Origin of the sequence: Massilia sp. 9096, assembly GCF_000745265.1 — a bacterium.
Taxonomy (GTDB): domain Bacteria; phylum Pseudomonadota; class Gammaproteobacteria; order Burkholderiales; family Burkholderiaceae_D; genus Telluria.
Genome location: NZ_JQNN01000001.1, coordinates 1,680,745 through 1,694,783, shown reverse-complemented (window position 1 = coordinate 1,694,783; position 14,039 = coordinate 1,680,745). Strand labels below are relative to the sequence as shown.

General features: G+C 68.1%; 15 protein-coding genes. 10 read left to right on the top strand and 5 right to left on the bottom strand.

Annotation, left to right across the window (positions count from 1 at the left end; translation table 11 throughout):
- Positions 1-85: 85 nt before the first annotated feature.
- Genes FA90_RS07355 through FA90_RS07330 form a run of 6 tightly spaced genes read left to right on the top strand, consistent with a single transcriptional unit; the run spans position 86 to position 8,086 of the window.
- Positions 86-532, top strand: coding sequence for a type IV pilin protein (locus FA90_RS07355; protein WP_036167455.1), 447 nt, complete (start codon positions 86-88; stop codon positions 530-532).
- The gene (locus FA90_RS07350; RefSeq protein ID WP_156116623.1) at positions 520-1,146 is read left to right on the top strand and encodes a prepilin-type N-terminal cleavage/methylation domain-containing protein; all 627 of its coding nucleotides are present in this window, start codon (positions 520-522) and stop codon (positions 1,144-1,146) included. The genes FA90_RS07355 and FA90_RS07350 overlap by 13 nt, the downstream gene beginning before the upstream one ends.
- The gene (locus FA90_RS07345; RefSeq protein WP_036167449.1) at positions 1,143-1,568 is read left to right on the top strand and encodes a prepilin-type N-terminal cleavage/methylation domain-containing protein; all 426 of its coding nucleotides are present in this window, start codon (positions 1,143-1,145) and stop codon (positions 1,566-1,568) included. The genes FA90_RS07350 and FA90_RS07345 overlap by 4 nt, the downstream gene beginning before the upstream one ends.
- Positions 1,565-2,728, top strand: coding sequence for a PilW family protein (locus tag FA90_RS07340; RefSeq protein ID WP_036167446.1), 1,164 nt, complete (start codon positions 1,565-1,567; stop codon positions 2,726-2,728). Before FA90_RS07345 ends, FA90_RS07340 begins: the two co-directional genes overlap by 4 nt.
- The gene (locus tag FA90_RS07335; RefSeq protein WP_051972130.1) at positions 2,728-3,330 is read left to right on the top strand and encodes a pilus assembly PilX N-terminal domain-containing protein; all 603 of its coding nucleotides are present in this window, start codon (positions 2,728-2,730) and stop codon (positions 3,328-3,330) included. Before FA90_RS07340 ends, FA90_RS07335 begins: the two co-directional genes overlap by 1 nt.
- Before the next feature lie 13 nt (positions 3,331-3,343).
- Entirely contained in the window at positions 3,344-8,086 is a 4,743-nt protein-coding gene (locus FA90_RS07330) for a pilus assembly protein (protein ID WP_036167441.1), read from the top strand.
- 65 nt (positions 8,087-8,151) lie between these two features.
- On the opposite strand, the gene FA90_RS07325 is transcribed toward FA90_RS07330, so the two are convergent.
- Complete coding sequence (locus FA90_RS07325) at positions 8,152-8,856, bottom strand: DUF3108 domain-containing protein (RefSeq protein ID WP_036167438.1); 705 nt, start codon at positions 8,854-8,856, stop codon at positions 8,152-8,154.
- Between the two features lie 422 nt (positions 8,857-9,278).
- Positions 9,279-9,563, bottom strand: coding sequence for a hypothetical protein (locus FA90_RS07320; protein WP_156116622.1), 285 nt, complete (start codon positions 9,561-9,563; stop codon positions 9,279-9,281).
- Between the two features lie 363 nt (positions 9,564-9,926).
- Between FA90_RS07320 and FA90_RS07310 the strand changes: the two genes are divergently transcribed.
- Genes FA90_RS07310 through FA90_RS07305 form a run of 3 tightly spaced genes read left to right on the top strand, consistent with a single transcriptional unit; the run spans position 9,927 to position 10,874 of the window.
- Positions 9,927-10,355, top strand: a complete 429-nt coding sequence (locus FA90_RS07310) for an NAD(P)H-dependent oxidoreductase (RefSeq protein ID WP_239700581.1) — start codon at positions 9,927-9,929, stop codon at positions 10,353-10,355.
- Positions 10,356-10,378: 23 nt separating this feature from the next.
- Positions 10,379-10,516, top strand: a complete 138-nt coding sequence (locus tag FA90_RS27185) for a hypothetical protein (protein WP_239700579.1) — start codon at positions 10,379-10,381, stop codon at positions 10,514-10,516.
- Between the two features lie 52 nt (positions 10,517-10,568).
- On the top strand, positions 10,569-10,874 hold the full coding sequence (locus tag FA90_RS07305; RefSeq protein WP_036167433.1) for a putative quinol monooxygenase: 306 nt from the start codon (positions 10,569-10,571) through the stop codon (positions 10,872-10,874).
- 38 nt (positions 10,875-10,912) lie between these two features.
- Here the strand turns inward: FA90_RS07305 and FA90_RS07300 are convergent, their stop codons facing one another.
- Together FA90_RS07300 and FA90_RS07295 are read right to left on the bottom strand one after the other, a co-directional pair.
- A complete protein-coding gene (locus tag FA90_RS07300) occupies positions 10,913-11,350 on the bottom strand; it encodes a universal stress protein (protein ID WP_036167431.1) in 438 nt (145 codons plus the stop codon).
- A gap of 27 nt (positions 11,351-11,377) precedes the next feature.
- A complete protein-coding gene (locus FA90_RS07295) occupies positions 11,378-11,815 on the bottom strand; it encodes a universal stress protein (protein ID WP_036167428.1) in 438 nt (145 codons plus the stop codon).
- A gap of 252 nt (positions 11,816-12,067) precedes the next feature.
- Here FA90_RS07295 and FA90_RS07290 point away from each other — a divergent pair, with 252 nt between their 5' ends.
- Positions 12,068-13,207: a branched-chain amino acid ABC transporter substrate-binding protein gene (locus FA90_RS07290; protein ID WP_036167425.1), complete on the top strand. Its 1,140-nt coding sequence runs from the start codon at positions 12,068-12,070 to the stop codon at positions 13,205-13,207.
- Positions 13,208-13,328: 121 nt separating this feature from the next.
- On the opposite strand, the gene FA90_RS07285 is transcribed toward FA90_RS07290, so the two are convergent.
- Positions 13,329-13,958: a TetR/AcrR family transcriptional regulator gene (locus FA90_RS07285; RefSeq protein ID WP_051971539.1), complete on the bottom strand. Its 630-nt coding sequence runs from the start codon at positions 13,956-13,958 to the stop codon at positions 13,329-13,331.
- Between the last annotated feature and the right edge of the window lie 81 nt (positions 13,959-14,039).

The window sequence follows — 14,039 nt, the reverse complement described above, 5'->3', positions numbered from 1 at the left end:
TTTTCATGACCCAAAGTTGAAGATTTGCGATAATATTGACGTGCGGAAATCTTTTTTGCCCGAATGTGTGGAAGGACAGATCATAATGAAACAGCAAGTTGCCGGCTTCTCGCTGATCGAACTGCTGGCCGTGGTAGCCATCATCGGTATCCTGACGGCGGTGGCCGTCCCGGCCTACGGCGGCTATGTGACGCGCTCGCGCCTGGTCGAGGCGTTCTCGGCCTTGGGGGCGGCCCAGACCACGGCCGAGGAGTACTGGAATAACAACCATACCTACGTCGGCCTGGACACGGTCGACGCCACGCATCCGCGCCGCCTGCCGCCCGACAGCGCCAATTTCACCTTCACGCTGGCCGCCGGCGCGACCGACTCGGCCTACACCATCGTCGCCACCGGCCGGGGCGCGACTGCAGGGTTTACCTACACCATCGACCAGGGCGGCACGCGTGCGACCACCGCCGCGCCGGCCGGCTATGGCGCGATCCCGGCCAGCTGTTGGGTCGACCGGAAGGGCGGGCAGTGCGTCCAGTGAGCCACATGCGCGCGCGCGCGGCCGGTTTTACGCTGATCGAAGCGGCGGTGGTGATGGCGATCATCGGCATCCTGGCAGCAGTCGGCTACCCCAGCATGACGACCTGGCTGCTGGCGCGCCGCGCCCAGGCGGCGGCTGGTTATTACATGGACGGGCTGGCGCTGGCGCGCACCATGGCCATCGAGCACAACAGCGCCAGCCGTTTCGTGCTGAGCAAGAACGCGACCAGCGGCCAGATGGAGTGGCAGGTGGATGTGTGCTTCTCGACCTCGCAGACGCGCTGCGACGACAGCAATGGCGCCTGGTCCACGGCCACCACGGCGGTCAAGGATCCGTTCGGGCGTCCGGTCACGTCGGTGGCGCGCGGCGGCGCAGCGCTGCCCGCCGCCGGCGCCGTCAAAGTGAGCATCGACCCGGCCGGCGAGACCAGCGCGTACTTCACGCCGCTCGGCTGGATCGACACCACGGTCTCGCCCCAGATCAACCGCATCACGCTGGCGCCGGCGGCGCACAGCGCGGCGTTCGCCCCGACGGCGGTCGGCATGACGCTGGCCGGCGTGGCCAGCCGCTGCGATCCGGCCGCGAGCGGCGCCAACCCGCGCAGGTGTCCATGATGCGCGCGCCCCGTCCGCAGCACGGCATCGCGCTGGTCGAGGCCATGGTGGCGATCGTCATCCTCGCGCTCGGCCTGCTCGGCACGATCGGCATGCAGGCGCGCTCGTACACGGCGCTGGCCGACGCCGGCCTGCGCGCCGAAGCGACCATGGCGGCCGAAAAGCTGGTCGGTTTGATGACGACCGACCAGGCCAATTTGACCTCCTACGCGCTGGCGGCCGGCGCGACGCCGGGCGCGCGCCTGCTGCCCTGGTATAACGAGACCCGCTCGCATATCCCCAACGCGAAGATCGCCGTGACGGTCGCCCCTGCCGCGAACACCAACGGCATGCAGGTCGTGATCACCATCGGCTGGACGCGCAAGGCGGGCACTGCGCCGGCCAGCCACCGCGTCTCGGCCTACATCGCACAATCGACATGAAGACACGTTCCGCCTTGCGCCGGCGCGGATTCTCGCTGGTCGAACTCCTGGTCAGCATCGTGATCGGCCTGATCGCGCTGCTGTTCGCGGTGCGCCTGATGTCCGGTTCAGAGCAGGCGCAGCGCGCCGAGGTCGGCGGTTCCGACGCCATGCAGAACGGCATGGTGGCGCTGTTCTCGATGAGCCGCGACGCCGGCCAGGCCGGGTTTGGCCTGAATGACCCGATCCTGACCGGCTGCGACACCGTCCTGAGCGCCGGCGCCGGCTATACGCTGGCGACGGCATTGCGCGGGAGCGCCACCGTGCATCCGCTGGCGCCGGTGATCATCGAATCGAACGGCCAGGACCCGGACCGGATCTCGTTCTATGCCGGCAGCTCGATGGGCGGCACCGGCAGCGTGCGCACCGTCGACACCTATGCGGGCGCCACCAGCCTTTCCATCGACCGGGTACCGTTCGGCTTCGGCAAGGGCGACGTGATCGTGGTCGCCCCGGAGCAGTCGGGTGGGCAGTGCGCGCTGGCGCAGCTTTCGGTGGACCCGAACCTGCTGCCGACCAAGTCCGTGCAGTTCGACACGGGCGCAGACTATCCGTTCAACAGCGGCCAGCTGGGCATCGCTGCCCCTGCCGGCGCGACCCGGGTGTTCGATCTCGGCCCGTCCAGCTCGTTGGGCTTTCACACATGGTCGGTCGACACCGGCGTGCTCAAGCTCAGCGCCACCGACGTACCCGGCAGCGGGCAAACGCCGGCTTCGGTGGCCGACAACATCGTCTCGATCAAGGCCCAGTACGGCTTCGACACGCGTGCCGGAGCGGCGTTCACGCCGGCCAGCGGGATGAGCGTCACCCAATGGTCGTCCAGCATGATCAGCGCGGACGGCGACAGCGTGGTCGGCACCGCCGGCGATTATGCGCGCATCGCCGCGGTGCGCATCGCCGTGGTCGCGCGCAGCAAGGCGCCGGAAATAGCCGGCAGCGGCGGCGTCTGCACCGCGACCACCGCCTTGCCGGTCGTGTTCGCTTCCGCCAGCGGCAACGCGGCCGCGATCCCGGTGACTGTCAACGTCGCTGTCGCCGGCAACAGCGTCGACTGGCGCTGCTACCGCTACCGCGTGTTCGAGACCATCGTCCCGCTGCGCAACTTTGGATGGAGGCCGTGATGGCGCGTTCGACCACGACCCTGCGCCAGGCCGGCATGGCGCTGCCGGTGATGCTCATCATCCTGCTGGTGATGATGATCACCGGTATCTACATGCTGCGCGCCACGCACTCGAGCGAGCTGAGTACCGGTAACCTGGCCTACAACGCCACCATGGCGCGCGCGGTCGATTATGGCTTGCATGTGGGCTTCCAGTACCTCAGCACCACGGCCGCCGGCAACAAGGGCGCGCTCAACAGCAGCGACGCGCCGCATGGCTACGAAGCCAAGCTGGACACCACGCGCGGCGTGCGCGACGCGGCCTTCTGGAACAACGCGATCACCGTGACCGATCCCGCCGACCCGGACAAGAACCAGGTCGATTTCGTCATCCACCGCATGTGCGCCCAGGAACTGCGCTACGACGACAAGGGCAACAGCTGCATGATGACCTCGGCCAACACCGCGCAGCTTGGCAACTCGGTCCCGCTCGGCGCCAGCCTGGCCGCGGACGCGCCGCAATTCGCCGATTCGCCGCAAGTGCACTACGTGATCACCGCGCGCATCCACGGCGCGCGCGGCGGCAATGTCGTCAACCAAATGATTGTGCTGATCGGGGTGTGATCCCCGCCCGACTATGAAAAAGATTCTTGGCTTTCTCGTCCTGCTGATGCTGGCCTGCACGGCCTCGGCCGGCGTGACCGGCATCGCCCAGGTGCCGCTGCTGAACATTACCGGCACCGGCAACGTGCGGCCCAACATGATGCTGCTGTACGATAATTCCGGCTCGATGGCCTGGTCGTACACGCCGGACTATGTGGGCGGCGGACAGACCACCTGTCGCTCGGGCGCGTCGCTGGCCGACGGGCAGCGTGTCTGCTATGCGGGCGAACCGCCGTTCAACAGCCCCGACTTCAACAAGCAGTACTACAATCCGGCGATCCGCTACACGCCGCCGGTGTACGCCGACGGCACCTCGTATCCTTCGCAGAACCGCGCCAATACCACCACCTGGAGCAAGGTCGCCGTCGACGGCTTCGGGATCAATATGACCGACATGCTCGGCAACCAGGCCAACGGTTCCACCATCAACCTGGTGAGCGGCTTCCCCGACTGGTTGTGGTGCTCGGACAACAAGGGGACCAATTGCACGGCGCGCAACAAGGCCACCTACGCCTATCCGGACGCCACCTTCAAGATCTACTACGATACGTCGACCAATCCGGCGACCCTGAAGTCGCCGGTGGCGATCGGGTCCAACCCCTACTACTTCCGCATCAACGTCGGCGAGTACTGCGTCGACAAGAGCCTGACCAGCTGCAAGACCACGGCCGTCAACGCCCCGGCCCCGGCCGGCTACCCGGAGCCGGCCAAGGTGCGCTGGTGCGATACGGCCAAGCTCGACGGCAAGTGCCAGGCCAAGTATGTCGACGGCCAGTACATCTACCCGCGCTTTTCGAATGCCGGCCAGTCGGCGCTGCAAGCCTACGGCACCCTCACGGTCGGGGCCTCCAGCAGCAGCAACTCGCTGTCGGTGGCGAGCGTCAGCGTGAGCGATTCGTCCGGCAACGCGACCGTCATCACCAGCGCGGCGGCGGTGGCGTCGTCGGGCACGACCAGCGCGGCCCTGCAGCAGACCGAAGCCACCGATCTGGCGTACCGGATCATCGCCAAGTCGGGGTTGACGAACCAGTACACGGCCTGCGTGAACGCCCCCAGCGGCAGCAATGCCAGCTACGTGCCCGCTTGCCTGGCGACGTATGGCTTCACGCTGAGCGCCAACAACGTGGTCGCGGTGATTCCGCTTGCCTGCGCCGCCGGCACGACCGCGAAAACCCAATGCAAGATGCTGCAGGACGGGTCGCAGAGCGGCTGGGCCCTGTCGGCCGATACGCCGGGCATCGTCATCAGCCCGGTGCAGCCCGCGACGGCGCTGGTCGGAGTAACCGGTTCGACCTACAACACGAATACGCTGATGTCGCTGAGCAGCCTGAAGCTCGGTAGCGTCGAGACATTGCCGTCCACCGTCACCTTCGCGAAGTCGAACAGCAGCGCCCAGGTCGCGCAGGCGATCGTCAACGCGATCGGCACGGGCGGCGACATCAAAGCCTATATCGGCGGCAGCAGCGTGACCAACGCCTGCAAGAACGTGACCTCGCCCACGACCACCGTGTGCCTGCTCAACTACGCCAACGTCAGCGCCGGCCAGTCCGTATTGATCGGCAAGCTGGCGAACGCGACCAGCGGCTCGATCGTCCTGAAAGGCACCAGCAGCGTTGCCGGCGCGCTCGCCAAGAGCGATTCGATCCCGGTCCAGACGGTGGCGCTGGGCGGCGGCGCAGCGATCTTCACCCGCGTCGACATCGTGCCCGGCGTGACGAGCTATCCGAAAGCACCCACCCGCACCGATTGCGCGGCGGTGGCGGCCTGCACCTACGACGAGGAGATGACCAACTTCGCCAACTGGTACGCCTACTACCGCACGCGCAACCAGATGATGAAGACGGCCGTGGGCCAGGCGTTCCAGCCGCTGACCTCGAATTACAACGTCGGCATCGTGTCGCTCTCGAACGCGGCCGACACCGGAACGCAGAACCTGATGACGGTGCCGGCCCAGTTCACCGGCAGCGTACGCACCAATTGGTACAACACGCTGTACCGCATGTCGACCACAGGCTCGACGCCGATGCGCGTCGCCTTGAACGCGGTCGGCCAGATGTACGCCAACCAGGGCAAGTACCAGCAGGCCGCCGGCTCGGAGGTGGTGCAGTATCCCTGCCAGCAGAATTTCACGCTGATCACCACCGACGGCTACTGGAACGGCAACGCCGTCTCGACGGTGCCGGACAACGACAACAGCGAAAACCTCGCCCGCTTCTGCAGCAAGGCCTCGGGCTGCGTCGATCCGCGCCCCGAAAACCCGTCCTCGCTGGCCGACGTCGCGCTGTACTGGTACAACGGCGGCTCGGGCACCGGCGTGTCATCGCTGCGTGTCGGCATCGACAGCCTCGCTAGTCAGGGACTGGTGCCGGCGCAGAGCGGGGAGAACACCCACCTGCACATGAACACCTATGCGCTCGGCCTGGGCGTGGACGGCCTGATGAACTACGAGCCGAACTACGACACCGCACCGCAGACCGGGGGCGACTTCTATCGCCTGGTGACCGGCGCGACCAGCGGCTGCCCGTGGAACAACGACGGACCGTATGTCTGGCCGGACCCCGCCACCGGCAATTCCCAGGGCGGCGCGTCGGTGCAGGCGCGCGTGGACGACCTGTGGCATTCGGCCATCAACGGTCATGGCAAATACTTCTCGGCATCCGATCCGGCGGCCGTGGTCAGCGGACTGAACACCGCGCTGTCGAACATCCAGGTGCGCCTGGGCGCCGCCGCCGCCGCCGCGACTTCGACGCCGAACATCTCCCTCGAAGACAACGACATCTTCTCGGCCACCTTCACGACGGTGCGCTGGTACGGCGAGATCACCGACCGCAAGATCGATCCCACGACCGGCATCGTCGGCAATGCGATCAGCTGGAGTTCGTCGACCACGCTGGGCGCGCTGGTCGCCACCGACGCCAGCGGCGCCGACGGGCGCACGATCTACATGCTGGACACCTCCACTCCACGGAAATTCAAGAATTTCCTGTATGCCGAGATGTCGGACACAGAGAAAGCCTGGTTCAGCAGCAAGTGCAGCGCCCTGGCCCAGTGCGCCAGCCTGTCGGCGGGCGACCGCGCGATCGTCGACAGCGGCGCCAACATCGTCAACTGGCTGCGCGGCCAGCAGCAGTACGCGGACGGCGTGCGCCTGCGCGCCTACACGATGAACACGCCGACCGGCAACGCCGCGGCCCTGCCGATCGTGCTCGGCGACGTCGCCTCCGCCAAGCCGGCCTACCAGCGCGAACCGCGCAAGGCCTACGCCGACCCCGACTATGCGACCTTCCGGGCCAACAACGCCGACCGCAAGCCCTACGTGTTCGTCGCGGCCAACGACGGCATGCTGCACGCCTTCGACGCCGGCGACGGCAGCGAGGCCTGGGCTTACGCGCCGCGCATCACGATGAAGAAACTGTACCTGCAGGCCGGCACGACGTATGCCACCAACCACCAGTTCACCGCTGACGGTTCGCCCGAGATCGGCGACGTCAAGATCAACGGCGTGTGGCGCTCGGTCCTGGTGGCCGGCCTGAACGGCGGCGGACGCGGTTATTACGCGGTCGACGTGACCGATCCCGAGAATCCCGCCGGGCTGTGGGAAATCTGCGCCGACCCCGACGTGTGCAGCGGCGCCAGCCTGCTGCCGAATCTGGGCCTGTCGTTCGGGAATCCCCAGTTCGGCACCTGGAAAGACGGCGCCGGCACCTCGCACTGGGTGGTGTTCCTCAGCTCCGGCTACAACAACGTGCCCGGCGGCGACAACGTCAACAGCGGCGACGGCCATGGCTACCTGTACGTGGTCGATGTCGCCAGCGGCCAGGTGCTGGCGACCACCGGCACCGGCACCGCCGTCGGCGATACCGGCACGCCGAGCGGCTTGGCGAAGATCACCGCCATCACGGCCAACCCGAGCAGCGATCCGCAAGTGACGTATGTATACGGTGGCGACAACCTGGGCAACATGTGGCGCTTCGACTTCAGCAAGCCGGGCGCGGCGCCCGCGCCGGTCCTGATGGGCGCGGCGGGTTCGACCCAGCCGATCACCAGCCGGCCCGAGGTCACCATGTGCGCGGTCACGACCACCGACGCCCAGCAGGTCAGCAGCGTGAGCGCACAGAAATTCGTGGTGTTCGGCACCGGACGCATGCTCGACTTGCCCGACTTGTCCGACACGTCGAAGCAGGCCGTGTACGTGCTCAAGGACACCGGCGCCGGCATTTCGGCCAGCGACTGGCGCGCCGTGGGCAAGATGGCGGACCGCCAGCTGACCAAGGTCACCAGCGCCGGCACCGACAGCTACACGATCGGCGGCGCGACGGTGAACCTGGGCACCCAGCTCGGCTGGTTCTTCGACCTCGACCAGAACAGCGGCGAACGCGTCAACCTGGACCCGAAGGTGGTCGCGGGCACGCTGAACGTGGTGACGAACGTGCCGTCGTCGTCGTCCAATTGCGCGGTGGGCGGCACCAGCAACGTCTACCAGCTGAACGTCTGCACCGCCGCGCCGGTCGCGGTGAACAGCGGCAGCGCGGGCAGCGGCGCCGGCTACACGCTGTCGAACACGTCGGCGGCGGTGGGCTACATCATCGTGCGCCTGCCGTCCGGCGCGCTGAAGATGATCACCACGACCGCCGACGGCAGCACCATCACCACCGGCGTGACACCCGCATCGTTGAGCGCACCGCACCGCGCCGGCTGGCGCCAGGTCGGCGAATGAGTAGCGGCTGAGGTAGCGGCTGAGGTAGCGGCCGAGGTCGCACCTCGGGCGAAGCGCGCGGCGCGTCAGCGTGCACCTGCGGCATCGCGCCGCTGCAGGACCTGGGTCGCCACGCTGCCGTCCGGACGCGTGATCCGCAGCTGGACCGGCAGCCAGTCTTGCGCCGGCGCCAGCCAGGCGTCCAGGCGCGTCTCGCCGGGCGGCGCAACCTGGGCCAGGTGCCAGCTCTTGATACGGCCCAGGCCGGTTTCCACGTCTTCCTCGCCGACCACGTCCAGGCGCAGCGGATGCACGCCGCGGGCGTCGGCGACGGTCACGCCGATGCCGCTGCCCAGCTGATTCGCGGCGGCGGCGGCGACGCTCGCCAGCCAGACCCACACCATGGCGTCGTCGAGCGTGCCGGGCTGCGCCACGGCCTCGGCGCCGTCGGCCAGCGTGACCCGCCGCCTGAGCGGGTCGAAGGTCGTGTCCAGCGTGCGATCGCCCTGCTGTTCGCGCGCCCGTTGCGGGACGATGCCATCGTCGCCGATGATGCCGCTGCTCGAGTGGCGCCCCAGCACTCCATCCATGTCCAGCGTGTAGCTGCTGCCGTCGGAGCGCCAGTCGAGGTAGGCGGCCTGCCCGGAAGAGCCCGGCGTTGCGCCGGCGCTGACCTGGTACACCAGTCGCAGCGAGCCGGGCGGCGCGATCTGGTAGTGGGGCCGCAGTGACAGCGTATCGAACGGCAGCGGCTGGGCGCCCGGTTCGCCGCCGGGCGCAGCGGCGGGCACGGTCGGGGGCGCAGCGGGCGCGGAAGGGCGGGTGCCGACGCTGGCGCAGCGAGCGCGGAGGCGGCGGGCGCCGGTACGGGCGAGGGCGCAGGCGCCGCTCTGGCCGTGGCCTGTACGGCCGGCGCGGGGACCGGTGGCGCCGGTGCGGACGGCGCGGACGCGGCCGGCGCCGGGGAGGGCGGGGCGGCCAGCCGTACGACCAGGGGCGCGCTCGGCCCGACACCGGCCGAGCGGCCGTCGGCGCGAGGCCTCGCGGCAAGGTCGAGCAGCAGCAGGTGGATGGCGGCGGATAATCCGCACAGCGCGACGAGGCGGCGATGGCGGGGCGCAACGGCTATTCTCATGGCGCTAGTGTAGCGCCGAGCCTGCCGCATGGCGAGGACGGCCCGTGCCGGCGTCCCGTGCGGCTGGCGTGGCGCGCGCTAATGCAGCGGCCGGGGCCGCGCGGCCACGTGCTGGGTTGCGCGCGCGGCGCGCCCGCGTACGCGCGTGACGGCGCGCGCGCCGGCTGCGGTTGCGCCGAACGCGAGCGCCAGGTCGGCGCTCAGGCGGTGCAGGTCGAGCACGTCGCGCAATGCCGCCACCAGTTGCCGGCCCAGCGCGCAGTCGCCGCCGTCGACCGCGGGCATGGCCCGGTGCAGGGCGCGCAGGATCACGGCGTTTTCCGCGCGCTGCTCGCGCAAGTGATCGTAGCCCAGCATTTCCATGACGAGTTCCTCGTGGCGGAACCCGGCCTAGACCGCCGCGACGACGTTGGCGAAATCCTGGCAGAACGCGTCGTCCGGCAAAGCGGCCATGCGCTAGAGCCGGTTGCACAGGCTGCGCCCGGCATGGCACAGCGCGGCGCAGACGGTGCGTGGGGTGCGGCTGTGGACGTGTTCGGCTTTCAAGCGGGGGCTCCGGTTGCGGGCGCGGTGGACTGCGCCGATGATTGACCGGCCTGGGTCCAAAGAGTTCGGACATTGTGCGGGTCTCTGTAGCATTCGTCTGCAGGAAAGTATTGATTCCAATCGATAACCGATTTGCGATCCCAGCTACGCTCAGCGTCACTTCAACGTTTAGGGGTACCGATGGTCCTGGTCGTCCAGGGCCATCCCGATCGCCAGCGCTATCATCTGTGCCACGCGCTGGTCCAGGCGTATGCCGAGGGCGCGCGCGCGGCGGGGCACGACGTCGAGCTGATCGAACCGGCGCACCTGCGCTTTCCACTGCTGTCCAGCCGCGCCGAGTGGGAACACGGCACGCTGCCGCCGCAGCTGTGCGCGGCCCAGGAGTCGATCCGGCGCGCCGACCACCTGGTGTTCGTCTATCCGCTCTGGCTGGGCGACATGCCGGCCATGCTCGAAGGCTTCCTGGAACAGGTGGCGCGGCCCCGCATGTTCGTCACGATGGTGGACGGCAAGCCGGTCCCGACCCGGCTGCTGCAAGGACGCAGCGCGCGCCTGGTGATCAGCACCGGCATGCCGGGCCTGGCCTACCGCTGGCCTACCGCTGGCTGAGCGGCGCCTACAGCCTGAAGCCGATGCGCCGCCACATACTCGGCATAGCCGGCGCCACGCGGGTACGCTCGACCGTGGTCGGCAGCGCGACCAGCATGAGCGCCGAGCAGGTGACGCGCTGGCGCCGCCGCCTGCAGGCACTCGGCCGGCGCGCCGTCTGACGCCGATTGCAAAATCGACTACACTCGCGCTTTTGACCTTTCAAGGATCAGCATGGCCATTTTGACCGTTATCGCCACCCTGCGCGCCAAGCCCGGCAAGGAAGCCGAACTCAAGAACTATCTCACGACCCTGGTCGGCTACACCCGCACCGAGACCGGTTGCATCAGCTACGATCTCAACCAGCGACAGTCCGACCCGGCCACCTTCGTGATGGTCGAATACTGGACCGGCCGCAGCGCGCTCGACCAGCATCTGCAGATGCCCTACATGCGCGAATTCGCCGAGGCCGCGCCGGCCCTGTTGGCCGATCCGGTCGACATGCAGTTGCTGGATATGCTGAGCACGCCCAAGCGCTGAGCGGTTGAGGGCATCGCCGGCCCATCTTCAGCACGTCGTCAGCGCACGATCAAAAGCGGCACGGTGCCGTGCGCGAGCAGTTTTTCGGTCTCGCCGCCGAGCAGCCGCGCGCGCAGGCCGCGGCGCGCGTGTGCGGCCATGACCACGAGGTCGCAGCCGTGTTCGCGGGCGATCCGTTCGATCGCCTCGAACGGCGCGGCTTCGGCCGCCAGCACCGTTTCGCACGGGACCCCGGCGTCGTCGGCGCGGCGGCGCACGTAAGCGAGTGCGTCGCGGGCCTGCTGCTCGCGCTCGTGACACCAGGCCGCCAGCGCCGGGTCGACCGTGCCAGCCGGCGGTGTGGCCGGGTCGTCCAGCGGACAGGCATGCAACCCGACGATTGCGCCGCCGCCGATTCGGGCGAGCTCGAGCGCGGTATCGAGCGCCAGGCTGCACAGCTCGGTCCCGTCGGTCGGCACCAGGATGCGCCGGTACATCGTCTGCCCGTGCCGCCGCGACCTGGCTCAGCGCTGTACCAGCACCGGAATCGCGCTGTGCACCAGCACCTTCTGTGTCTCGCTGCCCAGCAGCAGTCCGCGCAGGCCGCGCCGCCCGTGCGAGGCCATGGCGATCAGGTCGCAATCGAGCCGGCTTGCGGTCTCGATGATGGCGTCGTAGACATCGTCCGAGACGGCATGCTCGAGCCGGCAAGCTACGCCGGCATCGACCGCGGCGCGTTCGACATCGGCGAGCACCTTGCGCGCGTGCGCGGCGCTGACGGCGGCGTATTGCTCGGGCGTGTCCTGCAGCATCGCGCTGTTCGCGGTGAGCACATGGAAGGCGGGCGTGACGTGCAGGCCGACGACGTCGGCGCCGATCTCGCGGGCGAAGGCGACGCCGGCCAGGATCGCGCGCTGCGATGCCGCGGACCCGTCGGTCGGCAATAAGATGCGTTTGTACATGCTGCCTCCGGCTGTTTGCCATGCTCCACGCATGACATGATCGCGGAAATGCAGAGCCTATCGATTGAGATATATCAAACGCATCCACGCGCGCGAGCGCGTCGCCAAGCCGAGCGGTCATGCGGGCGGCGGCTGGGCAACATCGCATCGCGCCCGAAACCGGCGGTCGCCCGGCAATACTTGTTAGTTACATCGAACCACGGTAATCTAACGTTTTTGGCATAAAGAATCACCGAATTAGATGAGGATGGAATGAAGAAGCACGGTTTGCTGTGGATTGGCCTGGCGTTCGCCGGCGTTGCGAGTGCGCCGGCCACGGCTCAGGAAGTGGTCAGGATCGGCCATGCCGCCGACATGAGCGGCCCGGTCGCCTACTTTGGCAAGGACAGCGAGAATGGCGCGCGCATGGCGATCGAAGCGCTCAACGCGCGCGGCGCGACGATCGGCGGCAAGAAGGTCACCTGGCAGCTGATCGGCGAAGACGACGCCAGCGACCCCAAGCAGGCCACCGCGGTGGCGCAAAAGTTGGTCGACGCCCGGGTCAACGGCGTGATCGGCCATGAAGGCTCGGGCACCACCATTCCCGCCTCGAAGATCTACAGCGACGCCGGCATCCCGCAGATCTCGCCGTCGGCGACCAGCCCGCAATACACGCGCCAGGGTTTCGCCACCGCCTTCCGCGTGGTCGCCAACGACATCCAGCTCGGCCGCGCGCTGGGCCGCTACGCGGTCAAGAGCCTGAACGTCAAGCGCGTCGCCGTCATCGACGACCGCACCGCCTATGGCCAGGGCCTGGCCACCGAGTTCGCCAACGGCCTGCGCCAGCAGGGCGCGAGCGTGGTGGCCAAGGAATTCACCGACTACCGCGCGACCGACTTCTCGGCGATCCTGACGCGCGTGCGCGCGGCCAACCCCGACCTGGTGTTTTTCGGCGGCATGAATGCGGTGGCCGGTCCGATGCTGCGCCAGATGAAGCAGCTCGGCATCAAGGTGCGCATGATGGGCGGCGACGGCATCTGCTCGGACGAGATCTTCAAGCTGTCGGGCGGCACCATGACCGACGGCCAGGTCGTCTGCGCCGAGGCCGGCGGCGTCGAGGATGCCGGCAAGGCGGCGCTGGACAACTTCCGCGCGGCCTACCGCAAGCGCTTCGGGATCGACGTGCAGATCATCGCGCCGTATTCGTACGACGCGGTGATGGTGATCGCCGAGGCGATGAACAAGGCCGGCTCGAGCAATCCGGCCAAGTACCTGCCGCTGCTGGCCAAAACCCAGTACAAGGGCGTGACCGGCAGCATCGCCTTCGACGCCCACGGCGACATCCGCGATGGCGTGATCACGCTGTACACGTTCAAGGGCGGCCACCGCACGCCGATCGCGGTGACCAAGTAAACCCGCGCCGTCGCCCGCCCTGCGGCGGCCCATGCGAAAAAAAGGCCGGCATCCGTGGATGCCGGCCTTTTTTTCGACCACGTGTTTATCGACCGCTTTTCATCCCCGGCCGAGCCCGGGCTCAGCTCGCGTCGGACGCGATCTCGCCGCACGGCGCGGCCTGGTCGCCGGCGAACATGATCTCGTCGAGCATCTGGCGCGCCGCCTTGAGCATCTGCTCGGACAGCGCCGGATTCGCCTTGGCCACGCCGCGCGCCACCGAAACGCTGCCGATCATGGTCGCCACCACCACCATCGCGCGCGTCAGCGCATCGGTGCCGGGCTGGTTGGCCGCGATCTGGCGCTCGAACGCGCGCACCATCACCATATAGCCCTCGGTGAAGCGCACGCTGAGGGCGCGGTCCTGGCGGCCGATCTCGCTGGCCGCGGCCGACATCGGGCAGCGTGCGGCGTAGTCGTTGCGGTCCTCGATGGACAGGTAGTAGTCGAGATAGGCGGCCAGGTCCGGCATGCCGTCGACGGTGCTGGCGAACATGCGCGCCTGCGTCTGCTCGAAGCCGTACGACAGCGCTTCGAGCGCCAGCTCTTCCTTGGATTTGAAGTGGGCGTAGAGGGCGCCGTGGGTCAGCCCGGCTTCCTTGCTGATCTCGGCGACACCGACACCGTCGATGCCGCGCTCGCGAAACAGCTTGCTGGCAGCCCTGATCAGGGCGCTACGGTTTTCTGCAGCCTTTTCCTTGCTGATTCTCATGGCCTTGCTTGTCGTTGTCATCGCGCCGTGCGGGCGCTGAGGCGCGTGGCCAGGCAGGTCAAACCTTTACCTTGCGCACAA